Source organism: Paludibacillus litoralis, assembly GCF_037646705.1.
Lineage (GTDB): Bacteria > Pseudomonadota > Alphaproteobacteria > Rhodobacterales > Rhodobacteraceae > Pikeienuella > Pikeienuella litoralis.
This window is the reverse complement of sequence record NZ_JBBHER010000005.1, coordinates 173,182-198,150: the sequence shown is the minus strand read 5'-3', so window position 1 is coordinate 198,150 and position 24,969 is coordinate 173,182. Positions and strand designations below refer to the sequence as shown.

The 24,969-nt window shown below is 66.5% G+C and carries 28 protein-coding genes; 3 read left to right on the top strand and 25 right to left on the bottom strand.

Annotated elements, in window-relative coordinates; translation table 11 throughout:
- Positions 1 to 54 precede the first annotated feature (54 nt).
- The 11 genes from WG921_RS10090 to fabD all read right to left on the bottom strand — a co-directional run bounded on the left by WG921_RS10090 (position 55) and on the right by fabD (position 9,491).
- Complete coding sequence (locus WG921_RS10090) at positions 55 to 1,218, bottom strand: phage major capsid protein (protein ID WP_340109103.1); 1,164 nt, start codon at positions 1,216 to 1,218, stop codon at positions 55 to 57.
- Between the two features lie 41 nt (positions 1,219 to 1,259).
- Positions 1,260 to 1,811, bottom strand: a complete 552-nt coding sequence (locus WG921_RS10085) for an HK97 family phage prohead protease (protein ID WP_413788579.1) — start codon at positions 1,809 to 1,811, stop codon at positions 1,260 to 1,262.
- Between the two features lie 9 nt (positions 1,812 to 1,820).
- A complete protein-coding gene (locus tag WG921_RS10080) occupies positions 1,821 to 2,075 on the bottom strand; it encodes a GTA head formation protein, RCAP_rcc01685 family (RefSeq protein ID WP_340109102.1) in 255 nt (84 codons plus the stop codon).
- Positions 2,072 to 3,250 (bottom strand): phage portal protein, encoded by a 1,179-nt coding sequence (locus WG921_RS10075; protein ID WP_340109101.1) that lies wholly within the window; start codon positions 3,248 to 3,250, stop codon positions 2,072 to 2,074. Before WG921_RS10075 ends, WG921_RS10080 begins: the two co-directional genes overlap by 4 nt.
- A 23-nt stretch (positions 3,251 to 3,273) precedes the next feature.
- Positions 3,274 to 4,545: a DNA-packaging protein gene (locus WG921_RS10070; protein ID WP_340109314.1), complete on the bottom strand. Its 1,272-nt coding sequence runs from the start codon at positions 4,543 to 4,545 to the stop codon at positions 3,274 to 3,276.
- Positions 4,541 to 4,855: a hypothetical protein gene (locus WG921_RS10065; RefSeq protein WP_340109100.1), complete on the bottom strand. Its 315-nt coding sequence runs from the start codon at positions 4,853 to 4,855 to the stop codon at positions 4,541 to 4,543. The genes WG921_RS10070 and WG921_RS10065 overlap by 5 nt, the downstream gene beginning before the upstream one ends.
- Positions 4,856 to 4,979: 124 nt before the next feature.
- Positions 4,980 to 5,969 (bottom strand): endolytic transglycosylase MltG, encoded by a 990-nt coding sequence (gene mltG / locus WG921_RS10060; protein WP_340109099.1) that lies wholly within the window; start codon positions 5,967 to 5,969, stop codon positions 4,980 to 4,982.
- A 9-nt stretch (positions 5,970 to 5,978) separates the two neighbouring features.
- Complete coding sequence (fabF, locus tag WG921_RS10055) at positions 5,979 to 7,235, bottom strand: beta-ketoacyl-ACP synthase II (protein ID WP_340109098.1); 1,257 nt, start codon at positions 7,233 to 7,235, stop codon at positions 5,979 to 5,981.
- A 109-nt stretch (positions 7,236 to 7,344) separates the two neighbouring features.
- Positions 7,345 to 7,584: an acyl carrier protein gene (locus WG921_RS10050; RefSeq protein ID WP_340109097.1), complete on the bottom strand. Its 240-nt coding sequence runs from the start codon at positions 7,582 to 7,584 to the stop codon at positions 7,345 to 7,347.
- A 180-nt stretch (positions 7,585 to 7,764) separates the two neighbouring features.
- Complete coding sequence (fabG, locus tag WG921_RS10045) at positions 7,765 to 8,502, bottom strand: 3-oxoacyl-[acyl-carrier-protein] reductase (RefSeq protein WP_340109096.1); 738 nt, start codon at positions 8,500 to 8,502, stop codon at positions 7,765 to 7,767.
- Positions 8,503 to 8,549: 47 nt separating this feature from the next.
- Complete coding sequence (gene fabD / locus WG921_RS10040; RefSeq protein ID WP_340109095.1) at positions 8,550 to 9,491, bottom strand: ACP S-malonyltransferase; 942 nt, start codon at positions 9,489 to 9,491, stop codon at positions 8,550 to 8,552.
- Between the two features lie 325 nt (positions 9,492 to 9,816).
- Between fabD and rpsF the strand changes: the two genes are divergently transcribed.
- Genes rpsF through rplI form a run of 3 tightly spaced genes read left to right on the top strand, consistent with a single transcriptional unit; the run spans position 9,817 to position 11,068 of the window.
- Positions 9,817 to 10,203, top strand: coding sequence for a 30S ribosomal protein S6 (gene rpsF / locus WG921_RS10035; RefSeq protein ID WP_340109094.1), 387 nt, complete (start codon positions 9,817 to 9,819; stop codon positions 10,201 to 10,203).
- A 17-nt stretch (positions 10,204 to 10,220) separates the two neighbouring features.
- Positions 10,221 to 10,448 (top strand): 30S ribosomal protein S18, encoded by a 228-nt coding sequence (rpsR, locus tag WG921_RS10030; RefSeq protein WP_340109093.1) that lies wholly within the window; start codon positions 10,221 to 10,223, stop codon positions 10,446 to 10,448.
- A gap of 11 nt (positions 10,449 to 10,459) precedes the next feature.
- Positions 10,460 to 11,068, top strand: a complete 609-nt coding sequence (gene rplI, locus WG921_RS10025) for a 50S ribosomal protein L9 (protein WP_340109092.1) — start codon at positions 10,460 to 10,462, stop codon at positions 11,066 to 11,068.
- A 229-nt stretch (positions 11,069 to 11,297) separates the two neighbouring features.
- Here the strand turns inward: rplI and ftsH are convergent, their stop codons facing one another.
- From ftsH to ruvC, 14 genes are all read right to left on the bottom strand, one after another.
- Complete coding sequence (gene ftsH, locus WG921_RS10020) at positions 11,298 to 13,211, bottom strand: ATP-dependent zinc metalloprotease FtsH (RefSeq protein ID WP_340109091.1); 1,914 nt, start codon at positions 13,209 to 13,211, stop codon at positions 11,298 to 11,300.
- A gap of 107 nt (positions 13,212 to 13,318) precedes the next feature.
- Positions 13,319 to 14,617, bottom strand: coding sequence for a tRNA lysidine(34) synthetase TilS (tilS, locus tag WG921_RS10015; protein WP_340109090.1), 1,299 nt, complete (start codon positions 14,615 to 14,617; stop codon positions 13,319 to 13,321).
- Between the two features lie 6 nt (positions 14,618 to 14,623).
- Positions 14,624 to 15,409 (bottom strand): tol-pal system protein YbgF, encoded by a 786-nt coding sequence (ybgF, locus tag WG921_RS10010; RefSeq protein WP_340109089.1) that lies wholly within the window; start codon positions 15,407 to 15,409, stop codon positions 14,624 to 14,626.
- Positions 15,410 to 15,479: 70 nt separating this feature from the next.
- Positions 15,480 to 15,971: a peptidoglycan-associated lipoprotein Pal gene (pal, locus tag WG921_RS10005; RefSeq protein ID WP_340109313.1), complete on the bottom strand. Its 492-nt coding sequence runs from the start codon at positions 15,969 to 15,971 to the stop codon at positions 15,480 to 15,482.
- An 82-nt stretch (positions 15,972 to 16,053) separates the two neighbouring features.
- Entirely contained in the window at positions 16,054 to 17,391 is a 1,338-nt protein-coding gene (gene tolB / locus WG921_RS10000) for a Tol-Pal system beta propeller repeat protein TolB (RefSeq protein ID WP_340109088.1), read from the bottom strand.
- Positions 17,388 to 18,557, bottom strand: coding sequence for a hypothetical protein (locus WG921_RS09995; RefSeq protein WP_340109087.1), 1,170 nt, complete (start codon positions 18,555 to 18,557; stop codon positions 17,388 to 17,390). The genes tolB and WG921_RS09995 overlap by 4 nt, the downstream gene beginning before the upstream one ends.
- Before the next feature lies 1 nt (position 18,558).
- Entirely contained in the window at positions 18,559 to 19,014 is a 456-nt protein-coding gene (locus WG921_RS09990) for an ExbD/TolR family protein (RefSeq protein WP_340109086.1), read from the bottom strand.
- Positions 19,014 to 19,730 (bottom strand): protein TolQ, encoded by a 717-nt coding sequence (gene tolQ / locus WG921_RS09985; RefSeq protein WP_340109085.1) that lies wholly within the window; start codon positions 19,728 to 19,730, stop codon positions 19,014 to 19,016. The genes WG921_RS09990 and tolQ overlap by 1 nt, the downstream gene beginning before the upstream one ends.
- 134 nt (positions 19,731 to 19,864) lie before the next feature.
- Entirely contained in the window at positions 19,865 to 20,257 is a 393-nt protein-coding gene (locus WG921_RS09980) for a YbgC/FadM family acyl-CoA thioesterase (protein ID WP_340109084.1), read from the bottom strand.
- The gene (locus tag WG921_RS09975; protein ID WP_340109083.1) at positions 20,247 to 20,930 is read right to left on the bottom strand and encodes a hypothetical protein; all 684 of its coding nucleotides are present in this window, start codon (positions 20,928 to 20,930) and stop codon (positions 20,247 to 20,249) included. Before WG921_RS09975 ends, WG921_RS09980 begins: the two co-directional genes overlap by 11 nt.
- Before the next feature lie 8 nt (positions 20,931 to 20,938).
- Positions 20,939 to 22,498, bottom strand: a complete 1,560-nt coding sequence (locus WG921_RS09970) for a hypothetical protein (protein WP_340109082.1) — start codon at positions 22,496 to 22,498, stop codon at positions 20,939 to 20,941.
- Positions 22,498 to 23,532 (bottom strand): Holliday junction branch migration DNA helicase RuvB, encoded by a 1,035-nt coding sequence (gene ruvB, locus WG921_RS09965; RefSeq protein ID WP_340109081.1) that lies wholly within the window; start codon positions 23,530 to 23,532, stop codon positions 22,498 to 22,500. The genes WG921_RS09970 and ruvB overlap by 1 nt, the downstream gene beginning before the upstream one ends.
- A 66-nt stretch (positions 23,533 to 23,598) precedes the next feature.
- A complete protein-coding gene (gene ruvA, locus WG921_RS09960) occupies positions 23,599 to 24,240 on the bottom strand; it encodes a Holliday junction branch migration protein RuvA (RefSeq protein WP_340109080.1) in 642 nt (213 codons plus the stop codon).
- Positions 24,237 to 24,728: a crossover junction endodeoxyribonuclease RuvC gene (gene ruvC, locus WG921_RS09955; RefSeq protein ID WP_340109079.1), complete on the bottom strand. Its 492-nt coding sequence runs from the start codon at positions 24,726 to 24,728 to the stop codon at positions 24,237 to 24,239. Before ruvC ends, ruvA begins: the two co-directional genes overlap by 4 nt.
- Between the last annotated feature and the right edge of the window lie 241 nt (positions 24,729 to 24,969).

Genomic DNA, 24,969 nt, shown 5'->3' with positions numbered 1-24,969 from the left:
GCGGACGCATGCGCCGCCGGGAGGCCCCGGCGACGCAATCGGTTCAACTTCGGATCAGCTCGTGGCGAATTTCAGGAGCTTGATCGCCGCGAAGTCGGTCACATCGCCGCCCACACGCTTGGACGCATAGAAGAGAACATGGGGTTTCGCCGAGAACGGATCGCGCATCACGCGCATGTCCGGCCGTTCAGCGATGGTGTAGCCGGCCCCAAAATCACCGAATGCGACCGCCATCGCATCCGCGCCGATGTCAGGCATATCTTCCGAGATCACCACCGGATATCCCATCAAGCGCGCAGGCTGCCCCGACGCCAGGCTCTCCGCCCAGAGGAACCGGCCATCGGCGTCTTTCATCTTTCGCACGGCGCCGGCGGTCTTCGAGTTCATAACGAAGGTCGCGTTCACCCGATATTCGGCGCCAAGCGAGTAGATCAGATCGACGACCGCATCAGACGGATCCACAGAGGAAAAGTCGCCCGCCGTCCCGGTCGCCACATATCCGAGCGAGCCCCAGGTCCAGTTGTCGTTCGGAAGCGCGCTGTAGCTGAGGAACCCGGTCGGCTTGTCGATACCGTCGCCATTGACGAAGGCGGCGTTCTCGGCTCGGGTGAACCGATCCGCGATCCTCTCGGCCAGCCAGGCCTCGATATCGAAAGCGGAGTCATCCAGCAGCCTCTGCGAGGCTTTTGGAGAAGCGGATAGCTCATGCAGCGTGATCGAGATACGCTCGATCTGCGGCGTATCGGTTTCGGCGACCGCGCCGCTTTCCGCCGTCCAGCCCGCGCCGACATCGGTATGATCCACCAGAACGTCGTAGACGCCGGCCTCGACCGCCGCGACCGTTGCGACAGAGCGGATCGACGACGACGCCCTCAGGACGCCCATGATCCGATCGGAGGTCTGCGGATCGACCAGATAGCCGCCATCGGCCAGGACCCCGGTCGTGAGCGACTTGCCGTCCAGTTGCAGCGCGCGCAGCTGCGCGTCGTCCCCGGCGCGAAGGTAGGTATCCATGGCCTTCCGATGCGGCGCCACCATCTCGGCCGCTCCGCTCAGCGGCGGGCGGTGCGCGGATTTCCGGGTCAGTATACCGATACGCTCTTCTTGTTCGGTCATGCGGCTCTTGATCTCCGTCTGAAAGGATTTGAAGTCGTTCAGAAAGCCGGAAAGAGAGGATTTCACTTCCGGCCCGGTGGCGGCTTGTGCTTCATGCGTCATCGGTTGATCCTTTGATTGGACGACGAGAAAAGGAAACGGAGTCAGGCTAGCGCCTCACGGGCGCTTCTAAGCGCGTCCGCCAGTTCGCGGGCGATTTCCGCCTCCGGATCAGGCGCCTTCGCCGAGGCGCGCGCTGAGGGAAGCATCGGAAACGTGACGAGTGAAACTTCCCAAAGATCGAGTTCGATAAGCCGCCGGCCGGCGCCGGCTCGCTCGGCCCTGATCGTGCGGTATCCGATCGAGAGCCCATCCACGGCGCCGGCCGCCATGAGCGCGGCCGCCTCTGCGCCGCGCGTGATCTCGGTCAGCAACCGGCCGCGCACCGCGAGTCCGAGGCGATCCTCCGCGACACTGTCCCAGACGCCGATCGGCGATGCTGGGTCATGCTGCCACAGAAGCTTCACCGACCGGCCCTGCCGCGCCAAACGCTGCAAGGAGGCCGCGAATGCGCCAGGCTCGACCACATCGCCGTTCTGATCGGCGACGCCGAAGAGAGACGCGTAGCCGCCAATTTCGGCGCCCGTCGCCGCCTCGCGGTCGAGCGCGATGAACTTTGTCTCCAGTCCGAATGGAGTTTCGATAGCTGATTTCAAAATCATCTCCTAAGGATAGAGCCGCGCATTCAGGGAAAAGGCGAGAATCTGGCCCGCCAGCGCGATCGCAGCGCCGTAAACCGCCAACCAGAGCCGCCTTTCCAGGCGGTCCAGCCCGCTTTCGATCTGTTCGAGAGTCCGGTTCAGCGCCACCCATCGCTCCTCGAACACCCGTTCATGCGTTTCGATGCGGGCGTGGGCGCTGTCGAATGGTTCATAGAGATAGCGTGAGCCGAGCGTGCGCCGCCGCGGCGCGCCGGTCATTCTCGCGCCGAGGTGCGGGACGACAGGCCCAACATCTCACGCTTCTCGTCCGGCGAGAGGAAATCCGCCGCCGCGACCCGTCGCCACTGCATCTCTCGCTCAGCCTGCAAGGCCGGGATCGCATCCATGTCCGGCGTGATCCGGATTCCGCCGCCCCAGCGCCAACCGAGCCAACCCGCCAAGGCCGCTCCCACCCGCCGCGCCAATGGCAGGACGGTCTGGCGATAGAAGGCGCGGTTCGCCTCCTGATAATTCGAGTAGCTGTTGTCGCCCGGCAATCCCAGAAGCTGCGGCGGCACGCCGAAGGCCAGCGCGATTTCGCGCGCCGCCGCCTCCTTGGTTTTCAGAAACTCCATATCCGACGGCGAAAACCCCATCGGCTTCCAGTCGAGCCCGCCTTCGAGCAGCATCGGTCGCCCGGCGTTCCGCGCACCCTGATGACCGTCCTCCAGTTCATCGACGATGCGCCTGAACTGTTCGTCCGTCAGGGTCTCTCCGTCCGCGCCCTTGTAAACCAGCGCGCCCGAGGGTCTGGCGGCATTGTCCAGCAGGCCTTTCGACCATTTCCCGGCCGAATTATAGATATCTATCGCCGCCGCCGCCGCTTCCAGCGGCGCCATGCCGTAATGATCGTCAAGCGGATGAAAACCGCGCAGATGCAGAACCGGCTGCGCCTCGGTCGTCATGTCGAACCGATGCGTCCTGCCTCCCACCTTGTACTCGTAGGCGTCCGGCCACCCGTCCGCGCCAGGAATAATCCGCATCCGATCGGGGCGAAGCGTGTGCAATTCACCCGGCGCGCCTCGGTCATCCAGCGCCGCCGCCTCCAGATAGGCGTCGCCGAAAAGCATCAGATTTCCAAAGACCGCCTCCAGCAACCCCGCCCCGTCCTGCCCTCCGTTCGGCGCCGCGAGCAGCGACAGGATCGGGTGTTCGGACATCACGGCGCCATTGACGCTGAGCCGCATCGGCGTCGCCGCCGCCGCCTCCGCCACCATCCGGACCGACCGAAAGACGACGGCGTTGCCCTGGTATCCCGCTTTCGTCAGCGAGACCCCGTCTCTCGGCCCCCAAACCGCGCGGCCTGCGCCCTGAAAAGCGATCATACCGCCGACGGCGGACGCCTTTTTTTCCGCCGGAGCGGATGCTCTGGCGTTCAAGAGATTGAACAGCATATGATATCTCCGTTTGGCGTCTTTCAGAGACGGCGCGCGCGCGGCGCGGCCGCCTGCGGCGACAACATCAGGCTCCATATCGCCCAGACCAGCGCATCGACACGGTCCGGGCTTCGGGTCGTTTCATCGACGCCGAAACCTCGCATCTGGTCCTCGAGCTCCGGGAAGCCGCCGACATGACGCACGAGCCCTTGCTCATAGAGCGCGGAGACCGGCTCCGCCCGCGTGGCCTTGCCTCGGGACGCATGGACCGAGGCGAAGCTGATCCGCGGCGCGATTCCTCGAATGATCGTCTCGACCATCGCGCCCCCCTGGTTGGTCTCGACGATCAATCTGTCCGCCTCGAACTCCTCATAGGCGGCGATCGCGCGCTCGGCCCATTTTTGCGGGGTCTCACCCTGGCTGGAGCGATCCGCCAAGACATATGCGGTCGTCGCTGTTCGCCCGGCGACGATCACCCCGCATTCGTCGGCGGCTTCACCGACGCTCACGGGCGGATCCACCGCCACGACCACGCGCTGCAGCGGCGGCGCTTCACGCACCCGCGCCGCCTCTATCAACGACCGAGACCAGAGCGCGCCGGGTCTGTCGAGCACCATCACGCCATCCAGCTCCTCGCGTCCCTGCGCCGTCCCGCCGTACTTCTCGGTAACCTTGTCAAGGAAGCTCGCCGCCAGATTGGCCCGGTTCGCCGAGGTGGGCGCCGAAACCGTCACCGTGCGTTTGTCCTGGATCAATTCCTCCAGCACCGGATTCGCCCGCGGCGTGGTCGTCACCACCTGCTGGGGATGGTCCCCAAGCCGGAGCGCGAGTTGCAGCATGTCCCATGCCCGCCGCGGGTTCCGCCACTTTCCCAGTTCATCGACCCAGGCGCAGTCGAACTGCGGCCCACGCAATTTCTCCGGGCTCGCCGCGGAAAAACACGTCGCTTGCGCGCCGTTCGGCCAGATCAGCATTCTGCGGGATTCATTCCATTCCGGCCGCCGATCCGGAGGCGAGCACGCGATGATTCCGCTCTCGCCCCGCACCATGATGTCGCGCGCTTCATCCAGCGTCCCGCCGACCAGCGCGACACGGCTGCACTCCCCTGGCGCAAGCGGCGTCGCGCCCTCGACTTTGGAGCGGATCCATTCCGCGCCAGCCCGTGTCTTGCCGGCGCCGCGCCCGCCCAGAATCAGCCATGTGGACCAATCTCCCTCTGGCGGTAATTGATGCTTTGGCATGCCCCATACTTCGAAGAGGAATGGGAACGCCGCCTGCGCGTTCTCCGACAGCCCATGAAGCAGCTCCTCAATCTCCTCCCGCGGACGCCAGGCGATCGAGGCGCCGATAGATTTCCGCGCGTGCGGCTTCGATGTCGATTTCATGCGATTGTTCCGGCCTCCGGGTCTCTTTCGCGAGTTGGAGTTCGATGTCGATAATGGTCTGCAACGCCTTTCGATGCGCGCGAATCGTCTCTGCACGCCCTCTCGCAGCGAGATCCTCCGCGCCCGAATGAAGGACACGGATCGCACAAGTCAGCTCGTGGGCGAGGTTCTGATAGAGTTGGCGCGCATGCGCGAGCAGACGCTCCACCTTGTCGGTGTCGCCGGTCTTGGATGTCATGGCGGTCTTTCCGGGAAATGAAAAAAGCCGGCGCAGCGATGCGTCGGCTTCTGACAGATTTCTCAGTCTGCGGTCTTACTACATCGGAGCGAGCGCAAAGTCAAGAACTTTCTTCCTGGTTGCGTCACTCGCTCGGTCTGCTGCGCTCGATCCGCCTCCACGCAGCTACGTTTTTCTGGTGTTCGCGCAATGTCGCGGCGAAGGCGTGGCCACCGGAGCCATCCGCAACAAAATAGAGCGCATCGGTCTTTTCGGGCTTCACCGCGGCGAGAATCGATTCGCGGCCGGGGTTCGCGATCGGCCCCGGCGGCAGACGATCGATCGTGTAGGTGTTGTACGCGGTGGGCGTCGTCAGATCCGACCGGAGGATCGGCCGATCCAGCGTGCCGACGCCCTTGGTGATTCCATAGATGATCGTCGGATCGGACTGGAGCTGCATGCCCCGGTTCAATCGGTTGACGAACACGCCGGCGACCAACGGGCGTTCCGCCGCCACGGCGGTCTCCTTCTCGATGATCGACGCCAGCGTCAACGCCTCCTCAGGCGAGCGAAGCGGCGTATCTTCGTCCCGCATTTCCCAGGCCGCCGCCAGGATGCGGCTCTGCGCCGCCTCCATGCGCGCCAGCAACTCCGCCCGGCTGGACCCACGCGCGACAAAGTAAGTGTCGGGCGCCAGGGCGCCTTCCGCCGGAACCGACGGAATTTCGCCAACGAGAAGCTCGTTGGCCCGCAACGCTTCGACGACCTCCCAACTCGTCAGCCCTTCCGCGATCGTCACCTTGTACTGAATCGATTGCCCCGACACGACGATATCGAGCACCTGCTCCATCGTGGCGGCGGCGGGGATTTCGTATTCGCCATATTTCACCGCACCGGCTTCGCCACGATAGCGCGCGCCCAGCCGAAAGATGATCGCGTTCGCGATTACGCCTTCCCGCTCAAGCGTTTCCGATGCGTCTTTCAGCGAAACTCCCCGCTCCAGCACGACCAGCTTCGGGTTCGCAAGCGGCCCCGGCGCGCTGAAGGAATGAATCCCCCAGAGCGTCAGTCCCGCCAGCGCGACGCAGAGAACGATCAGAACCGTCAGCGCGTTGGCTGCAACGTGCTTTCCCATGATGAGAGCTCAGACCCTTCTGAAAATCAGGGATGCGTTGGTGCCGCCGAAACCGAAGGAGTTGGAGAGCGCGACATCGATGTCTCGTTTGACCGCTTTCAACGGCGCGAGGTCGATCTCGGTCTCGACCGAAGGATCCTCCAGATTCAACGTCGGCGGCGCAACGCCGTCCCGGATCGCCAGCAGGCAGAAAATCGCTTCGACCGCCCCGGCCGCGCCCAGAAGATGCCCGATGGAGCTTTTGGTTGACGACATCGTGACGCCGCCCGCCGCCGCGCCAAGAAGCCGCGTCACCGCGCGCAACTCGATCTCATCCCCGAGCGGCGTAGACGTGCCATGCGCGTTCACATAGTCGATTTCCGCCACGTCGACGCCCGCCCGCGCGACCGCGGCCGCCATCGACCGGTATCCTCCGTCCCCATCCGGCGAAGGCGACGTGATGTGATACGCGTCTCCCGAAAGGCCGTACCCGATCACTTCGCCGTAAATATGCGCGCCGCGCTTCACTGCGTGCTCATACTCCTCAAGCACCACCACACCGGCGCCCTCGCCCATCACGAAACCGTCCCGCGCTCGATCATAAGGGCGGGACGCGCGCGTGGGCTCGTCGTTGAACGCGGTCGAGAGCGCCTTGCATGCGCCAAAGCCCGCAACGGAAATCTCGCAAACCGGGCTCTCCGCCCCACCCGCCACCATGACATCCGCGTCATCAAGCATGATCAGCCGCGCCGCATCGCCGATCGCGTGCGCTCCGGTGGAACATGCCGTGACCACCGCGTGGTTCGGGCCTTTGAATCCATGACGAATCGACACCTGGCCCGAACAGAGATTGATCAGCGCCGAAGGAATGAAGAACGGCGAGACCCGCCGAGGCCCACGCTCCTTCAGAATGACGGCGGTCTTGGCGATGGTTTCGATGCCACCGATCCCGGAACCGATCATCACCCCCGTCCGCAGCTTTTCCTCTTCATCCGGGTCGGTCCACCCGGCGTTCGTGATCGCCTGCTCCGCAGCGGTCAGCGCATAGGTGATGAACCTGTCGATCTTTCGCTGTTCTTTCTTATCGACCCAGTCATCCGGATTATAGTCGCCCGGTCCATCGCCCAGCGGGATCTCGCATGCGATGCGGCACGACAAATGCGATGCGTCAAAATGCCGGATCACGCCGGCGCCCGATTCCCCCGCGACCAATCGGCCCCAGGTCTCCTCGACGCCGCACCCGAGCGGCGAAACCATTCCGAGGCCCGTCACAACAACCCGTCTCATGCGCATCTCTTTCAAACGTCGCTTTGCAGCGGCAACATAGCGACGCACAGAACAAAAAAACAGCGCCCGGATCGCCCGGGCGCTGAACCTTGTCTAATTCTTCCCTGGTTCAGGCGTCGACGTTCTCCGAGATGAACTTCACCGCGTCGCCAAAAGTCTGAATCGTCTCGGCCGCATCGTCCGGGATCTCGATGCCGAACTCCTCCTCGAAGGCCATCACCAGCTCGACCGTATCGAGACTGTCAGCACCCAGATCATCAATGAAGCTCGCCTTTTCGACAACCTTCTCCTCTTCGACGCCCAGATGTTCGACGACGATCTTCTTAACGCGATCCGCGATATCGCTCATGCTCGTTTCCTCTGCTGGAGGCGCACGCCTCAATTCGGATCGTTTCGCGGCGGCGCACGCCCGAAACGCAGTATCTGCACGACGTCGTACATTCGTCCGCCGCTTCGTCGGGCTATTACCATAAGCGTCCGATAACGCAAATGGGCGAATGGCGCCCGTCATATTCCTCTTCGGCGGGCGTCAGATCATGGCCATCCCCCCATTCACATGCAATGTCTGACCGGTGACGTACCCGGCTTCGTCGCTCGCAAGATAAAGCGTCGCAGCGGCGATTTCGGCCGCTTCCCCCATCCGTCCGGCGGGGATCGCCGCGTTGATCTTCGCTTTCTGTTCGTCCTTCAACCCATCGGTCATCGCCGTGCGGATGAACCCGGGGGCCACGCAATTCGCGGTCACGCCCCGACTGGCCACCTCCGCCGCGAGCGACTTTGTCATGCCGATCATTCCGGCCTTGGACGCCGCATAATTTCCCTGCCCGGGGTTCCCCGTGACGCCGACCACCGACGTGATTCCGATGATCCGGCCCCAGCGCGCCTTCATCATGCCACGCAACACCGCCTTGGAGAGACGAAACCCCGCGGTCAGATTCACCGCGATCACCTCGTCCCAATCCGCCACGCTCATCCGCATGAAAAGATTGTCGCGCGTCAATCCGGCGTTGTTCACCAGAATATCAACGGCTCCCATCGCCTCCGCCGCCTGCGCGGGCAAGGCGTCCACCGCCGCGCCATCGGACAGATCGCACGGAAGGACATGCGCGCGCGCCTCCAGCTCCTCCGCCAGCGCCTCCAACGGCCCGGTCCGCGTTCCCGAGAGCGCCACAGCCGCTCCGGCCCCGTGCAGCACCCGCGCGATCTCCGCGCCAATTCCACCGGATGCGCCGGTTATCAATGCGCTTTTCCCTGTCAGGTCGAACACCGATCATCTCCTTGTTTCAAACATGAAACCCGGGCGAGCCCGCCCATTCAACCCCGGATCGCCGCCGCCGCCGCCCGCACATCATCTGCGCTGCTCACGGCGACGCATTTCAACGTCTTGTCGATCCTCCGCGCCATGCCGGAAAGGGCCTTGCCGGCGCCGATTTCGACCTGACCCGTCACGCCGTTCGACGCCATGAAGGCGACGCTTTCGCGCCAGCGCACCACTCCCGTCACCTGCTCGACCAGAAGCGTCCTGATCGTATCCGCATCCGACACCGCCTCCGCTCTGACATTCGCGACCAGCGCCGGCCTTGGCGCGCGGATCTCGACCTCCGCCAGCGCCGCCGCCATCTTATCGGCGGCGGGCTGCATCAGCGCGCAATGAAAAGGCGCGCTCACCGGCAGCATGACCGCCCGCTTCGCGCCGCGCGCCTTCGCCAGATTCACCGCCCGCTCGACCGCGCCTTTGTGCCCGGAAATCACCACCTGCCCGGGGTCGTTGTCATTCGCCGCCTGGCAGACCTCACCCTCTGCGGCGGCCTCCGCGACCTCCGTCGCCGCCGCGAAATCAAGGCCCAGAATCGCCGCCATCGCCCCGACGCCGACAGGGGACGCCGCCTGCATCGCCTCGCCGCGAAGCCGAAGAAGCCGCGCCGTATCCGCCAGCGATATGGCCCCCGCCGCCGCCAACGCGGAATATTCGCCAAGCGAATGGCCCGCCACGAAGGCGGCGTCGGCCGCCGTGACGCCTTCCGCCTCCAACGCTCGCATCACCGCCAGAGAGGTCGCCATAAGCGCCGGCTGAGCATTCGCAGTGAGCGTCAGCTTTTCCGCGGGCCCTTCCCAGATCAGCGCGCTCAACGGCTCTCCAAGCGCCTCGTCAACCTCGGCGAAAACCGCGGCCGCCGCCGGATACGCCGCCGCCAGATCGCGGCCCATGCCCACCGTCTGCGCGCCCTGCCCCGGAAATACGAATGCCCAGCTCATCACGATCACTCCTGCCAGTTTCGATCTCAATTCCCGCCGCCCCGCACGAAGTCAAGCCGCTCGACGGAACGAAGGGCCACCCGTCATTGCATTTACCGTGCAGAGAGACCACGCCTCCACGACTCATCCCGCAGCCACCCGATCGTCAAACCCGACTCCGCTCGCCGATGGCGCGGCGGCGTTCCCAAGCCGGGCGGCTTGCGCGCTTCCCCATTCTCTCGTATATGGCGCGCTCTCTCGAACGTTTGGACGCGACGCCACTCGTATGCGGGCCGAGAGGTCCACCCCCCGCATTTTGAAGCGCGCATGACATGAAGGATGATCCATGCCTCTCTATGAGCATGTGTTTATCGCGCGTCAGGATATCTCCAACGCGCAGGCCGAAGGGCTGATCGAGCACTTCACCCAGGTTCTGAAGGACAACGGCGGCGACGTCGTCAACTTCGAGTATTGGGGGCTCCGCACGATGGCCTTCAAGATCAACAAGAACCGCAAGGGGCATTACGCGTTTCTCAGGTCCGACGCGCCGTCCGCGGCTGTGGACGAGATGCAGCGCCTGATGCGGCATCATGACGATGTGATGCGGGTGATGACCATCAAGGTCGACGCGCATGAAGAGGGCGACAGCGCCGTCGTGCGCGCCAAGAGCTCCCGTGACGACCGCGGCTCCAGGGGCTCCAGAGGCTCCCGCCCGCCCCGGCGCGACGATTGATCCAGAGGAGATAGATTATGGCCCACAAACCCTTCTTCCGTCGTCGCAAATCATGCCCGTTCTCGGCGCCTGACGCGCCGAAGATCGATTACAAGGACGTGAAGCTGCTGCAACGCTACATTTCCGAACGAGGCAAGATCGTGCCTTCGCGCATCACCGCCGTTTCCTCAAAGAAGCAGCGAGAACTCGGCCGCGCCATCAAGCGGGCCCGCTTCCTCGCGCTTCTCCCCTACGCCATCAAGTAAGGAGAACGATCATGGATGTGGTTCTTCTCGAGCGCGTCGAAAAACTGGGCCAGATGGGCGATGTCGTCGCCGTGAAAAATGGCTTCGCCCGCAACTTCCTCCTGCCGAAAGGCAAGGCGCTTCGAGCGACGAAGAGCAATCTGGAGCGGTTCGAGGCCGAACGAGCTCAGCTTGAGGCGCGTAACCTCGATCTGAAGAAAGAGGCGGAAGCCGTTGCGGCCAAGCTCAACGGTCAGACATTCATCGCCATCCGGCAGGCTTCGGACGGTGGCGCGCTTTACGGCTCGGTCAACTCTCGCGATATCGCCGAACTGGCGACCGAGGGCGGCTTCAGCCTGGCGCGCACGCAGGTCGTGCTCTCTTCTCCGGTGAAGGAGCTGGGCTTGCACGATATCCGCGTGGTTCTGCACCCGGAGGTCGACGCCACGATCACCGTCAACGTCGCGCGCTCCGCCGACGAGGCCGAACTTCAGGCCGAAGGCAAGTCCATCGCGGAGCTCCGCGCCGAGGAAGAGGCCGCTGAGGCCTTCGACGTCGCGCAGCTCTTCGAGGATGACGAGGACGCGGAGCGTCTCACCGCAGACGCCCCGGCGGATGAGGCCGAAGAGCCCCGCGCCTGACAGCTCGGCGGCCTCGACGCTGCGAGGCCTTGAAATCGAGAATGGCCGCCCCTGAAATTGGGGCGGCCATTTCAATTTCGACGCCGCCCGTTCCAATCGGAACTCACACGGCGTCCTCATCCCACATGCATGTTCCTGGGCCTTGACGGCGCAGGCCTGATCCACCGATTGGCGGGAAGCGCCACGACCCGCCGCGCGTGCGGGCCGCCGTCGCTCCCCGGCGCAAGGATCAGTTGGGTTGGGGCTCCATTCCGCCGCCCGCCTCGCCGCCGCGTTTGCGGCCCGCGTTCGGGATCGATGCGAGCCTCGGCTTGCCGTCGCCGGGCGGCGGAGTGTCATCCTCCGACCGGTCGAGCGGCTCGCCGGCGATCACCTTGCGGATCTCGTCCCCGGTCAGCGTCTCGTATTCCAGCAGCCCCTGCGCCAACCGCTCCCATTCCTCGCCATGCTCGGTCAGGATCCGTTTCGCGGTCGCATACCCCTCGTCGATGATGCGGCGCACCTCCTCCTCGATGATGCGCTGCGTCGGGCCCGAAATTCGCAGGTTGCCGCCATATGCGCCGAGATAGGTGTCGCTCTGCTCCGCATAATCGATGTTGCCCAACTTTTCGGAAAAGCCGAACTGGGTCACCATCGCGCGGGCGATCTTGGAGACTTGCTGGATATCCGACATCGCGCCGGAGGTTACGCTCTCCTCGCCGAACTTCAGCTCCTCGGCGACCTTTCCGCCCATCGCCATTGCGATTTTCGACGTGTATTTGCGTTTGGTCACGGAATACTGATCGCGCTCCGGCAGGCTCATCACCAGGCCCAGCGCCCGCCCCCGCGGGATGATCGTCGCCTTGTGGATCGGGTCATGCTCGGGCACATGCAGCCCGACGATGGCGTGGCCGGCTTCGTGATAGGCGGTCAGAGTCTTCTCATCCTCGGTCATGACCATCGACCGGCGCTCGGCGCCCATCATGATCTTGTCCTTGGCCTTCTCGAAATCCTCCATCGTCACCAGGCGCTTGCCGGCGCGAGCGGCGTGAAGCGCCGCCTCGTTCACCAGATTGGCGAGATCGGCGCCGGAGAAGCCCGGCGTGCCGCGCGCGATAATCTTCAGCTCGACATCGGGGCCGAGCGGCACCTGGCGCGCGTGGACCTGAAGGATCTTCTCACGCCCGCCGACATCGGGATTGTTCACCGTCACCTGCCGGTCGAACCGGCCGGGGCGCAGCAGCGCCGGGTCGAGCACGTCAGGCCGGTTGGTGGCGGCGATCAGGATCACGCCCTCGTTCGCCTCGAAGCCGTCCATCTCCACGAGGAGCTGGTTCAGCGTCTGCTCGCGTTCATCGTTGCCGCCGCCATAGCCGGCGCCGCGATGGCGCCCGACGGCGTCGATCTCGTCGATGAAGACGATGCAGGGCGCGTTTTTCTTCGCCTGCTCGAACATGTCGCGGACGCGGCTGGCGCCGACGCCGACGAACATCTCGACGAAATCCGACCCGGAGATGGTGAAGAACGGCACCCCGGCCTCGCCGGCGATGGCGCGGGCGAGAAGCGTCTTGCCGGTGCCCGGCGGCCCCACAAGGAGCGCGCCCTTCGGAATTTTTCCGCCGAGGCGCGTGTATTTCTGCGGATCCTTCAGAAACTCGACGATCTCCTCGAGCTCCTCCTTCGCCTCGTCGATCCCGGCCACATCCTCGAAGGTGACCTTTCCGGTCTTCTCGGTCAGGAGCTTCGCCTTCGATTTCCCGAAGCTCATCGCTCCGCGTCCGCCGCCCTGCATCCGGTTCAGGAAGAAGATCCAGACCGCGAAGATGATCAGCATCGGCAACCAGAACCCGAGCGTCGAGAGAAGCCCGCCCTCCTGCTGAGGCTCCACCGTCACCCGCACGTCGCCGGCGCGAAGCTCAGGCACGATATCGGCGCCAAGCGGCCGATATGTGGTGAATGCGCGCCCATCATTCGTACGTCCGGTGAGCTTTTCGCCATCGATCGAGACTTCGGCGATCTGTCTCTGATCGACCCTGTCAAGAAAATCGGAAAAAGCGATCTGATTGCCAGAGTCGCGCGATCCGCTGTCGCTGAACACGTTGAAAAGAGCCACAAGAAGCAGAATCGCGACGGCCCAGAAGGCGAAATTTCTGGCGTTACCCACTAGAAGGAGACCTCTCATCTGACGAATGCGGACCGCGCGCCCGTTCAGGGTCAAGATAATGCTTTCCGGCTGATGTTCAATCCGTCACTTGTGACGCCGAATCGGCTTCAGTCGAGCCATCCTTCATCCGCGACGATAAAGCGCGCGTTCGCCCGCTCTCCGTAACCGGCGATCGGCGCGGCCGCGAGCGCGCCCTCCCGCCAGAGCGCCGGCGTCGTCAACCGCGCCGCGCGGGGCGCCGCCTCCCAATGCTTCGGCGCGCGCCAGAGGCCCGCGCCGGAAAGCTCGGCGAGGCGGCGCGCCCCGGCCTCGCCGAGCGGCGCAATCTCCGCCGCGTCCTCTCCCGCAACGAGGAATCGGCCGTCCCAGATCGTTCCATCAGCGCTCAACGGCGCCGGGGTCGGATCCACAGCCGCCGCCTCGCGTGAGATCACGACGCGGAGCGGGCCATCCGGGCGGATCAGACACCCGTGAAGACTACGCCCGCCGCCCAGCCTGCGGGAGAGCATCGCGTCCAGCAACTGCGCCTCAGATTCCGCGCGCGGCCCGTAATCCGCGCCCGCCGCGCGCGTCAGCCCGGCGCGCAGCAACCGCCGCGCCAATTCGCGCGGAGCGGCGCGAAGCGGCGCCAGCGTCAGGTGAAGGTCGCCGCAGACGCCCCACCGCGCCGCTTCCGCAGCCAACGAGGCGACCGCGTGATCAAGCGCGTCGCGGGCCCCCCGCATTCGCGCCGCCGTCGCGGCGAGCCCCTCTGCGGTCACGCCAAGCGGCGCCAGCGCGGAAAGCGAGCGTCGGGCCCGCACCCGATCGAACCGCGCGTCTTCATTCGACGGGTCCTCGATCCACGGCGCGTCCGCGGCCCTCAGCCAGGCGCGCAGCGCCGCGCGCCTCACGCCGAGGAGCGGGCGAATCCAGGTCGCGCCCATCGCTTCGGCGCGCGCCGCCATCGCGGAAAGCCCGTCGACGCCCGAACCCCGGCCAAGCCGCAAAATCACCGTCTCCGCCTGATCGTCCATGGTATGGCCAAGCGCGATCGCCGCCAGGCCCCGGCGCGCCGCCCAGTCCGAGAGCAGCCGCTGGCGCGCCTTGCGCGCCTCCGCCTGAAGGTTGCCGTGGCCGGCCCAGCCGCGCCATTCCAGAATCTCGTGTCGGCGGCCGAGCGCTCCGGCGACTCCGCCGACAAGGCGCGCTTCGGCCGCGCTTTCCGCCCGAAGCCCGTGATCGACCGTGGCGACCTCAAGCGCATGACCGCGGGCGCGCGCCCATCGATCCGCAAGATGAAGGAGAGCCATGCTGTCGCCGCCGCCCGACACCGCGACGCCGAGCGGGCGCGACGCCCCGACCAGCGCCTTGTCGAGGGCGGCGAAGCTCTCGGCGGCGACGATGTCGGGTTCAGGCGGTTTCATTCCGGCTCATTCACAGCCGATCCGGCGCGCCTCGCGCGCGGCCCGCTCGACGATGTCGGTCGCCTCGGCGTAACGTTCGCGCACCTCGCGAAGCGTCGAGCAGGCGACATCGGTCTTGCCGAGCAGATCAAGCGTGACGCCCAGCTTCAGGAAACTCTCCGGCGCCTTGTCGGAGCCCGATCCGAGCGTCGCTCCGTCGAGATAGCGTTGCGCCGCCGCCTGGTAGTCGCCGGCGGCGAAATACGCCTCGCCCAGCCAGAAATGAGCGTCGCCGGCCAGCGGACTCTCCGGATGGTCGGAGAGGAATTCGCTGAGCAGGCTCCGCGCCTCTTCGGTCCGGCCGTCCCGCGCCGCGGCGACGCCAGCGTCAAACCCCGCGCGGTCGCCCTCGGAAATCGGCGCGCCCGGTCCGGGCGCGCGCCCGGCGTCGTCCTGATTTTCGAACAGGACGCTCGGATCTCCACCCTCGAGTTCGATGATCCGGTATTCGAGATCCTGCAATTTCTGGCGCGCCGCGGCCTCATGCTGGCGCTGCGCGTACTCGAGCCGCTCGATCTGCCCGGTCAACCGCTGGATCTCGCTCTCCACCGCATCGAGTCTGGGGGCGAGCACGCCGCCGCCCACCGCGCCGCGAAGGCGCGCCACGTCCTCGGCGAGCGCTTTGGTCTGTTTCTGGACCTCCAGAAACTCATAGCGGTCGACCCCCTGGGCCGCGCCGCCCGGCGCCCAGGCGCCAATCGAAAGCCCGACGAGAGCGGCGGCCAAAACCCCGAAACGCAGCGTGAAATTCATGTCGCCATCTCCTTTCGCACTCTCGCCGGCATGCGGCGCGGCGACAGTCCGCCGCCGCGCCGCTGGTCGCTCAGCTCATCGGCGCGCCAGTGATCACGCTGACCGCGCGCCGGTTCTCGGACCAGCAGCTTTCGGCCGAGCACAACGCCTCCGGCCGCTCCTTGCCGTAGCTGATGGTCCTGATCCGACTGGCGGAGACGCCCTGAGAGACGAGATAGACGCGCGCGGCGTCCGCCCGCCTTGCGCCGAGCGCGAGGTTGTATTCGCGCGTGCCGCGCTCATCCGCATGGCCTTCGATAACCACGTTCACCGTGGGGTTCTCCGCCAGCCATTCCGCCTGCCGCGCCAGCGTCTGCTGGCCGACGGGCGTGATGCGGCTGCTGTCCGTCTCGAAAAACACCCGGTCGCCCACGGTCTGCTGGAAGTAAGCCGTGGACGAAGGGTCGAGGCTGCTCCCGGAGGTCGGCGAGCCGCCCGGCGCCGCCGCCGTCGGCGGCTCGTCGGAGCACGCCGCCAGCATCAGCGCCGCGCCCATCGCAATCGTCAGTGTGAGTTTATTCAGCATGTCTCGTCTCCGCCTGTGAGGAACGGCGCCTGCCGCTCCATGGTTCCACGTGTTTCTCAACCCCGGCGCGCGCGCCGGTCTATGGGAGGATCGGCGACCAGGCCGGATCCGAGCCCGCCCCCGGCGCGTCCAACCTTTTCAGGTTCCGTCCGGTGATGTCTACGCTCCAGAGGCTCGCGGAGCCGTTCGCGCCGGCGCTCTCGCGAAAAAACGACAGAACCCGGCCGTTCGGCGCCCAGGTCGGCCCCTCGGACAAGAAGCTCGAATCGAGAATCCGCTCCTCCGAGCCGTCCACCCGCATCACTCCGACCGAGAAACGGCCGCCCCCCTGTTTGGTGAAGGCGATCAGATCCCCTCGCGGCGACCAGACCGGCGTGCCGTACCGACCGTCTCCAAAGCTGATCCGGGTCGCCGGTCCGCCGAGCGCGCTCATCACATAGATCTGCGGCCCGCCGCCGCGATCGCTCTCGAAAACGATTTGCCGCCCATCGGGGGAATAGGATGCGCCGGTCTCGATCGCCGGCGAATCCGTCAGCCGCCGAAGGCGGCGCGTCGCGAGCTCCATCGAATAGATATCCGTGTTGCCCCCTTCCGACAATGACAGCACCACCTGCCGTCCGTCGGGCGAGAACCGCGGAGCGAAGCTCATGCCCGGAAAGTTACCCAGGATTTCGCTTTGTCCGGTCGCGATATTGTAGAGAAAGATCTGCGGCTCGCCCCGCTCGAAGGAAATATAGATGATCTCCTGATCGTTCGGCGAGAACCGCGGCGTCATCACCAGTTGGCGCCCATCGGTCAGGAAGCGATTGTTTGCGCCGTCCTGATCCATGATCGCGAGGCGCTTGACCCGCGCGTTCTTCGGGCCGCTCTCGTGCACATAGGCGATGCGGCTGTCGAAATAGGGCCCCTCGCCCGTCATGCGCGTGTAAATCGCGTCGGCGATCTTATGGCCGATACGGCGGAAATCCGCCGGGTCCGCGAAGAATTGCAGCCCTTCAACCTGCCCCGACGCAAAACTGTCGAAGAGCCGGAACCGCACCCGGATGCGCCCGTCGGATTCGATATTCGCGCTTCCGGTGACCAGCGCGTCGGCGTTGATCGCTTGCCAGTCCGCGTAGCGCGGCTCGGCGTCGAAATCGTCGATCTTCTCGATATAGGCGTCCGGCGGGATGATGCGGAACAGACCGGAGCCCGCAAGATCGGCGAGCGCCACCTCCCGGATCTGCGCGGCGAGCGTCGCCGCCTCGCCCGGAGGCGCGAAGAACCCGGGCGCGCCAAGCGGGATCGGCCGGAACTCGCCCCCCGCCACGGTGATCTCCAGCGCTCCGTCGCCGCTCTGCGCGCGCGCGCCCATTACGGCGAGCAGCGAGAAAAGCAGGGCGATGGCGATTCGGCTCGTGAGAACGGATCGGTTCATAGGAACTGGATCTCCCTTGGCGTAAAGATGACATTCATGACGCGCCAACGCTCATACTTATCGCGTGGCAACCGGGAAAACACCCCCGCCGCTTCGGACTTGCGAAGCGCCAACGCCCCGGCGCGCCGCAGCGCTTCATGCTGGGGGTCGAGCGCGCCGCTCGGCTCCAGCACCGTCGGGCCCGAGACGATCTTGCCGGCTTCGCTGACCTCGATCCGAAGCTTGACCATCAGCTGGTCGGCGTTGGCCAGCCCGGTCGGCGGGCTGAAATAGCCTTTGATGCCGATGCGGAGCGCGTCCTTGTCCCGGAACGACAGCTGCCCGACGGTCCGCGTGGTTCCGCCGCCCGACGGCGCGTCCGCGGCCTTCGTGGCGCCCGTCTCCTCCGGCGTCTTCGCCTCGCGGGCGAGACGCTCGGCCTTTCGCGCCTCCGCCAGATCCTTCGGCTTGGTCGGCGGCGGCGGGCTCAGTTTCGGCGCCGGGGTCGTCGGCTCCTCCACCTGTTCCGGGGGCGTCTCCTCCGCCGGCGCCGGCGCTGGCGTCGGTTCAGGTTCGGGCGCAGGCTGAGGTTCGGGTTCAGGTTGGGGCGCGGGTTCGGGTTCGGGCTCGGGTTCGGGCGCCGGCGCGGGCTCCACCGCTTCCACCGGCGGCGGCTCCGGCGTCGTCTCCTCCACTTCGGGCGCGGCGGGGCGGGGCGCCGGAGCCGGCGCTGTCGCCATCTCGGCGACGGGCGCGAGTTCGGGAGAGGCGTCCGCCGCCGCGACGAGCGTCTCGGCTTCCGGCGCCGCGGGGCCCGCCGCGCGCTCCCCGACATCGGCGATATGGGCTGTCGGCGCCTCCACCGTGGGCGGGGTCACCACTTCGCCCCGCGCAGGCGCCTCGGGCGGCGCCGGCGCGGCTTGGGTCGAGGGCGCGGCGTCCTCCTCGGCGATCTTCACATCCGCGCGCTCCTCCCCCGGATTCAGCGCTTCAGGCGCCGCGGGAAGGTCCGGATCGAATTTCGGGGCCGCCGACATCGCGGCTTCGAACTCCGCGCCGCTCATCAACGTCACTTCGGCGATATTGACCGGCCGCTCTCGCCCGCCGGAGAAAAACGCGCCGGAAAGAACGACCAGAGCGATCAGAGCCCCGTGCGCGCCGCCCGATATGCTGGCGCCGGTTTTCATCTTACCGCTCCGCCGACGGCGGCGCCGCGTCGGTCACAAGCGCGATCGAGCCGAATCCAGCCGCATTCAACGCCCCCATCACCTTCGCCACCGCGCCATAGGAAAGCCCCGCATCGGCGCGAAGATAGACCTGCCCGTCCTTTCGCTCAGCCGCGATCGCCGGAAGCCGCGCCGTGAATTCGCCGAAATCCATCGGCGTCTCCTGAAGATAGATCTTGCCGTCCGTCGCGAGATTCACCGTCAGCGGCGGCTCCGCTTCGGCAGGAAGCGCCTGCGCGTCCGTCTCCGGCAGCTTCAGCGGCACGCCGACCGTCAGAAGCGGCGCCGCCACCATGAAGATGATCAGCAGCACCAGCATCACGTCCACGAAGGGGGTGACGTTGATCTCCGCCATCGGCCGATTGCGGCGACGGCGGCGCCCTGCGCGCGCGCTGGGGGAGGATAATCCGGCGCCCATCAATCGGGCTTCCGGTCGATCTGCCGGGAGAGAATCACGCCGAACTCATCGGCGAAATTCTCCAGCGCGCCAGTCAGGCGGTCCGCGTCGCCGGTCAGCTTGTTGTAGAAGATCACCGCGGGGATGGCGGCCAGAAGCCCCAGCGCGGTCGCGACCAGCGCCTCCGCGATCCCGGGCGCGACCGTGGCGAGATTGGTGTTCTGCTGGATCGCGATCTCTTCAAACGCCGTCTTGATGCCCCAGACCGTGCCAAAGAGCCCGACGAAGGGAGAAATCGAGCCGACCGTGGCGAGGAAGCCGAGCCGGGATGTCGTCTCTTCCTCCTCCCGCGCGATGGCCACCGCCAGCGCACGGTCGATCCGCCGCTGCGCTCCGGGCGCGACCGCGCCGTCGGGGCCGAAGGATTTCCGCCACTCGGTCATTCCGGCGAGGAAGACCCGCTCCATCGCGGAGCGCGGCGTCCCCCCCAATCGATCGAAAAGCTGGTCGAGCGGCTGCCCGGACCAGAACGCGTCCTCGAACATTCCCGCATCGCGCCGCTGCCTGCGAAAACTGATCAGCTTGTCGATGACGATCGCCCATGACCAGAACGAGGCGAGGATCAGGATCACCAGCACGACCTGCACGACGAAGGTCGCGCGCAAGAACAACGCCGCCAGCGAAAAATCCACACTTGCGGCCGCCGCGCCGGTCGCCGCAATCACTTCCGTCTCCATATGCTCGCCTCGCTCTCGCCGTCTCGTGCGGCGTGTTTATAGCAGACCGGACGCGGAGCGCGGCCAGATCCCAGCGATATGTGAGGTTTTGCGAGGAGAACGTCAATGAGCGCGTCGAGGCCTGAAACCTTCCGTCAGATCGCCGTGAGCGCGCGGCGCGTCTCCGCCGGCAGGCGCACGGGCCGCCCCTCGACCGTCATGCAGGCGAAACGCACGAGCGAGCGAAAAAGCGGCGCGCCGGCGCGCGTCACCACCTGAGAGAGGGTCGCGGAGGCCGCCCTCACATCCGTCGCTTCGGTCGCCACCCGGATCACGTCGTCATAGCGCGCCGGCGATATGTAATCCGCCTCCAGCCGCACCACGACGAAGACCAATCCCGCCTCCCGCATCGCTCTCTGATCGACGCCGGCCGCGCGCAGCGCATCCGAGCGCGCCCGCTCTATGAACTTGAGATAGTTGGCGTAATAGACGACGCCAGCCATGTCGGTGTCTTCGTAATAGACCCGGAATTCGGCTTCATGCGCCATCGTCATCCACCTCCCCGGCGCCCATCTCCGCATTGAAGCCGAGCCGCGCCGCCAGCCGCAGCGCCAGCGCCGGATCCTTCGAGCCCGCCGGGATCACCGGATCATAAGCCGCCCTCAGAAGGCCCGCGTGCCAGGGGGAGAGAACCGCCCGCGCATCCCCTTCGCCGAACGCCTTCATGACCACCGGCCGGTCGGCGGCCACGCCCGCCTCGTCATAGACCAGCAATCCGAGCGCGGCTTCGCTCAGCGCGATATAGTCCACCGGCGCGGCGCGCATCTGCTCATCATAGCGTAAAAGCGTGATCGCCGCCCGAATCGCGCCCTGATCGTCGAAGGCGAAAACCCGGTAGCGGTTCGCCTCCGCGGCGTTCAGCCGCTCGATCAGGCCCGGCAGCGCGGGAAGGAAATTCGGCAGATTCGGCGCCCGCGCCGCATCCGCCCAATCCCGCATCACATAGATCAGGAAATTGGCGCCCATTTCCGGGTCGAGATCTTCGGTCGGATGCCGCGCGATCTCGGCGACGGCGCGAACCGCCTCGGTGAACAGCCGCGCGCCGGTCTCGTCCAGCCCGATCACCGCCGGAGCGATCGGGCAGCCCCAGCGCGCAAACTTGAAGGCCCCGCCATCGGCCCCGCCAAAGAGCCTGCGAATGCGTTCTATGTCTTCGCTCATGCGACCCCTCAGTCCGATTTCACCAGCCCGGAGAACCCGGCGACCGCCAGCAGGGAAAGCGCCCAGCCGAGGATGATGTAAAAATACATCATGCCTTTCGCAATCATGCCCACGGCCATGTCCTCGTTCGGCGTCCAATAGCTTTGCTGCTCGATATCGACCAGCGGAAACAGCACGTCCGCCGAGTAGATCAGGGCGTTGAACGCGGGGAAACCCTGCGCCTCGGGCTGCCGGAGAAAACAATCGAGCTGCGATACTCTTTCGCTCCCGCCCCGATCCATCCATGGCGGCGCGCTTTCGGCGCATCCGACCCATTCGGGCGCGCGGAGAATGTCGGCGTTGTTCGGTTTCATCGCACCGGCGTGCGAGGCGGCGGAGAAAGTCGCGACGCCGAGCACCCAGAGCAGAAAGAGCAACCAGAATGCGCGTAGAGGCTGGTGGCCGAAGCGCACGGTCGCATCAAGGATCTTGTCGATGACGAAACGCGGCCAGCGCCGCCATCTTGCGCCGATCTTCCGGCGCCGGGCGGCGCGCTGCAATCGCTCCTTGTCGATCAGGACCGCGCGGGCGTCCTCGGCATGGCCCATCTCGCGCAGCACCTGCGCGCAGTGCTCCCACGGCTGAGGCCAGAAATTCTGACTGTAGCGCGCCGGGTCTTGCAGCCCAAGCCAACAGATGCGCGTCGGCGCGTCGATCCCGCCGCCGGTGAAGGCGCCATAGCGGCACCGGTTCAGCGACAATTCACCAGGCGCCGGCCAGCAGGATGGATCGTCATTGATAGCGCCGAACTGCGCTCCGGTCAGATCGAGCGCGCCTTCTATCTCCGCTTCCCGGCGGAGAAAGAAGACGCCAGTCACCTGGGCGCCCCCCGCGTTGAGCGCGTGCCCGTCCGGATTCGACAGCTTCGCGCCTTCGCAAACGAGATCACCGCCGATCTTTACGCCGACGAGACGCACCTCTCCCGCCGTTTCGGCCTTTCCCAGGAGAATACCACCCTCCGCATGCAGACCGTCAGCGTAAAGCGCCGCGCGCTTCGCGCCCGACAGCTTCGCGCTCGTGAAATCGAGATCGACGCCGATCTCCGCGCCGAGGAGACGCACATCTCCGACCGTTTCGACCCGTCTCATGAAAACGCTGCCCTTCGCGTGCAACCTGTCGGCCAAAAGACCGGGCAGCGCCGATTCGTTGAGAATGAGGTTCTGCAGTGAAGTGCTTCGAAGCCGCGGCGCCTCTATGAAACGACACGCGACCAACACGAGATCATGGCCGAGCGAGCACCCATCGAGATCGAGATGCGGCTTCCAGCCCGCCCGGCTCGCCGCCTCGCCATTTGCAATCAGCGCGCCTTCGACTCGCAGCCCGGCCTCATGCACCCGGCGCCCCTCGCCGGCGCCGAGCGCGCACCAGCGCAGGAAGGCGGGGCGGATGCGGCGATCAGGTCCGGCGCCGGCCTCCGGCCGTTCGCCGTCGCCAAGTATCGTCGCCTCGCCGCTATCAAGCTCGTCGAGCACCTTTTGCTCGGCCGGGGTCAACTCCCCGAAATCGACGAGTTTGCGCGGCTCGGCCATCAGCCGTCCTCGAAGAGGTCGCTCACGCCCGGCGCGCGCGGGGCCGCGAGGCCGAGATGGCTCCAGCCTTTCGCCGCCAGCATCCGACCACGCGGGGTGCGCTGGATCAGGCCCTGTTGCAGGAGAAAGGGCTCGATCACGTCCTCGATGGCGTCGCGCACCTCGGCCATGGCGGCGGCGATGGTCTCGACGCCGACCGGGCCGCCGCCGTAATTCTCGGCGATGATGGTGAGGTAGCGGAGATCGGCGCTGTCGAGGCCGAGCCCATCGACGCCGAGGCGGGTGAGCGCCATGTCGGCGATGGCGCGGTCGACCTCGCCGGTTCCCTCGACCAGCGCGAAATCGATCACCCGGCGCAGGAGCCGGCTTGCGACGCGCGGCGTGCCGCGGGAGCGCCGCGCGATCTCGCGCGCGCCGTCCGGCGTCGCCGGCGCGTTCAGAAGCCGCGCCCCGCGCTCGACGATCTGGACAAGCTCCGCCTCGTCATAGAACTCGAGCCGGGTCGGAATGCCGAACCGGTCCCGAAGCGGCGTCGTCAGAAGGCCGAGCCGGGTCGTCGCGCCGATCAGCGTGAAAGGCTGCAACTCGATCCGGACCGAGCGCGCCGCCGGCCCCTCGCCGATCACCAGGTCGAGCTCGAAATCCTCCATCGCCGGATAGAGCACCTCCTCGACCGCCGGGTTGAGCCGGTGAATCTCGTCGATGAAGAGAACGTCCCGCGCCTCCAGATTGGTCAGGATCGCCGCCAGATCCCCGGCCCGCGCGATCACCGGCCCGGAGCTCATCCGGAAGCCGACGCCGAGCTCCCGCGCCATGATCTGCGCCAGCGTCGTCTTGCCGAGCCCGGGCGGGCCGTAGAAGAGCAGATGGTCCATCGCCTCCCCGCGCTGGCGGGCGGAGCGGGCGAAAACCTCCAGATTGGCGCGGGCGGCGCGCTGGCCGATGAACTCGCCAAGGCTTTGCGGGCGAAGCGCGCGGTTGGGCGCGTCCTCGGCCAGCGGCTCGGGCCGGAGCGTCGGGTCAGGATCGGTCATCGCTCGCCCCTACAGAAAACCGCCGCCCGGCGCAAAACCGGAACCGCGCCGCGCCGCCCGATCATGCTATCGGTCCCGCGCCAGAATCTTGAGCGCGGCGCGGATCAACGCGGCCGCGTCCGCCGCCGCCGGATCCGCCTCCGCCGCCGCGACGGCCGCCGCCGCCTCTCCCTCATGATAGCCGAGATTGACCAGCGCCGAGAGCGCGTCCGCGCGCGCGCGGGCGGACGCCTCCCTCTCCGGGGACGGCGCGCGCGGCGCGGCGCCGGGCGCCGCCGCCGGCGCGGAGCCGCCGATCGCCATCATCGCCGGGGCCTTGCCCTTCAGCTCCATCACGATCCGCTGCGCGAGCTTGGGGCCCACGCCCGGCGCCTTCCTCATCGCCGCCACGTCGCCAAGCGCGATCGCCCGCGCCGCGCCATCGGGCCCGATCGCGCCAAGGATCGCCAGTCCGACCTTCGCGCCCACGCCCTGCACCGAGGTCAGCAAGCGATGCCACTCGCGCTCCTCCCGCGTCTCGAAGCCGAAAAGCTGAAGCAGATCGTCGCGCACCAGGAGCGTGGTGTAGAGCGCCGCGACCTCGCCGGGCGGCGGCAAGGCCGCGAGCGTGCGCACCGAGCACCAGAGCTCATAGCCGACGCCGCCCGCTTCGATCAGCGCATGATCCTCGGCGACGTAATCGATCCGCCCGGCGATCTTGCCGATCATGCCCTGAGCCTCAGCGTCATGGCGCCGGAATGTTGCGCGTGGCAAATCGCGATCGCCAGCGCATCCGCCGCATCCGCGCTTTCGGGGGCCGCGCCCGGCAGAAGAAGGCGCACCATATGCTCCACCTGCGCTTTATCCGCGTGACCGACGCCGACCACGGTCTTCTTCACCACGTTCGGCGCGTATTCGAACACCGGAAGGCCCGCCTCCGCCGGAAGCAGAAGCGCCACGGCGCGGGCGTGGCCGAGCTTCAGCGCGCCCGCCGGATCGCGGTTCACGAAGGTTTTCTCGACAGACGCGACGCCGGGCCGGTACGTCGCCAGAACCGCCCGCAACCCGGCCGCCAGGATCGCCAGCCGCGGCGCGAGATCGCCCGATTCGGTGGCGATCGCGCCGCTCCCGATATGCGCGAGGCGCCCTCCCTCCCGTCGTTCGATCACGCCCCAGCCGGTTCGCCGCAACCCCGGGTCGATCCCGATAACGCGCATTGCAATACTCTTTTTCATGGCCTGCCCACCGCCGTTAGCACGAAGGGTGAACGGAAGACAGGGAAAAGACCGCAAGAGCCCCGCATGCATCTGAATCCGGCAGATCGCCGGGGGGCGCGCCGCGCATAGGAGACCAGCATGGTCAGAGCCGATTTTCTTAACGGAATCAATAGTCATAGACGCGACTGCGGAGGCGGGGTCGCCTATGCTTCCGATTGCGGGATTCAGCCATGAACGGCGT

Coding starts and splice junctions, on each gene's coding strand:
- WG921_RS10090 (WP_340109103.1), bottom strand. CDS start 1,218: ATGACGCATGAAGCACAAGCCGCCACCGGGCCGGAAGTGAAATCCTCT.
- WG921_RS10080 (WP_340109102.1), bottom strand. CDS start 2,075: ATGACCGGCGCGCCGCGGCGGCGCACGCTCGGCTCACGCTATCTCTAT.
- WG921_RS10075 (WP_340109101.1), bottom strand. CDS start 3,250: ATGCTGTTCAATCTCTTGAACGCCAGAGCATCCGCTCCGGCGGAAAAA.
- WG921_RS10065 (WP_340109100.1), bottom strand. CDS start 4,855: ATGACATCCAAGACCGGCGACACCGACAAGGTGGAGCGTCTGCTCGCG.
- mltG (WP_340109099.1), bottom strand. CDS start 5,969: ATGGGAAAGCACGTTGCAGCCAACGCGCTGACGGTTCTGATCGTTCTC.
- fabF (WP_340109098.1), bottom strand. CDS start 7,235: ATGAGACGGGTTGTTGTGACGGGCCTCGGAATGGTTTCGCCGCTCGGG.
- WG921_RS10050 (WP_340109097.1), bottom strand. CDS start 7,584: ATGAGCGATATCGCGGATCGCGTTAAGAAGATCGTCGTCGAACATCTG.
- fabD (WP_340109095.1), bottom strand. CDS start 9,491: ATGAGCTGGGCATTCGTATTTCCGGGGCAGGGCGCGCAGACGGTGGGC.
- rpsF (WP_340109094.1), top strand. CDS start 9,817: ATGCCTCTCTATGAGCATGTGTTTATCGCGCGTCAGGATATCTCCAAC.
- rpsR (WP_340109093.1), top strand. CDS start 10,221: ATGGCCCACAAACCCTTCTTCCGTCGTCGCAAATCATGCCCGTTCTCG.
- rplI (WP_340109092.1), top strand. CDS start 10,460: ATGGATGTGGTTCTTCTCGAGCGCGTCGAAAAACTGGGCCAGATGGGC.
- tilS (WP_340109090.1), bottom strand. CDS start 14,617: ATGAAACCGCCTGAACCCGACATCGTCGCCGCCGAGAGCTTCGCCGCC.
- ybgF (WP_340109089.1), bottom strand. CDS start 15,409: ATGAATTTCACGCTGCGTTTCGGGGTTTTGGCCGCCGCTCTCGTCGGG.
- tolB (WP_340109088.1), bottom strand. CDS start 17,391: ATGAACCGATCCGTTCTCACGAGCCGAATCGCCATCGCCCTGCTTTTC.
- WG921_RS09995 (WP_340109087.1), bottom strand. CDS start 18,557: ATGAAAACCGGCGCCAGCATATCGGGCGGCGCGCACGGGGCTCTGATC.
- WG921_RS09990 (WP_340109086.1), bottom strand. CDS start 19,014: ATGGGCGCCGGATTATCCTCCCCCAGCGCGCGCGCAGGGCGCCGCCGT.
- tolQ (WP_340109085.1), bottom strand. CDS start 19,730: ATGGAGACGGAAGTGATTGCGGCGACCGGCGCGGCGGCCGCAAGTGTG.
- WG921_RS09980 (WP_340109084.1), bottom strand. CDS start 20,257: ATGGCGCATGAAGCCGAATTCCGGGTCTATTACGAAGACACCGACATG.
- WG921_RS09975 (WP_340109083.1), bottom strand. CDS start 20,930: ATGAGCGAAGACATAGAACGCATTCGCAGGCTCTTTGGCGGGGCCGAT.
- WG921_RS09970 (WP_340109082.1), bottom strand. CDS start 22,498: ATGGCCGAGCCGCGCAAACTCGTCGATTTCGGGGAGTTGACCCCGGCC.
- ruvB (WP_340109081.1), bottom strand. CDS start 23,532: ATGACCGATCCTGACCCGACGCTCCGGCCCGAGCCGCTGGCCGAGGAC.
- ruvA (WP_340109080.1), bottom strand. CDS start 24,240: ATGATCGGCAAGATCGCCGGGCGGATCGATTACGTCGCCGAGGATCAT.
- ruvC (WP_340109079.1), bottom strand. CDS start 24,728: ATGCGCGTTATCGGGATCGACCCGGGGTTGCGGCGAACCGGCTGGGGC.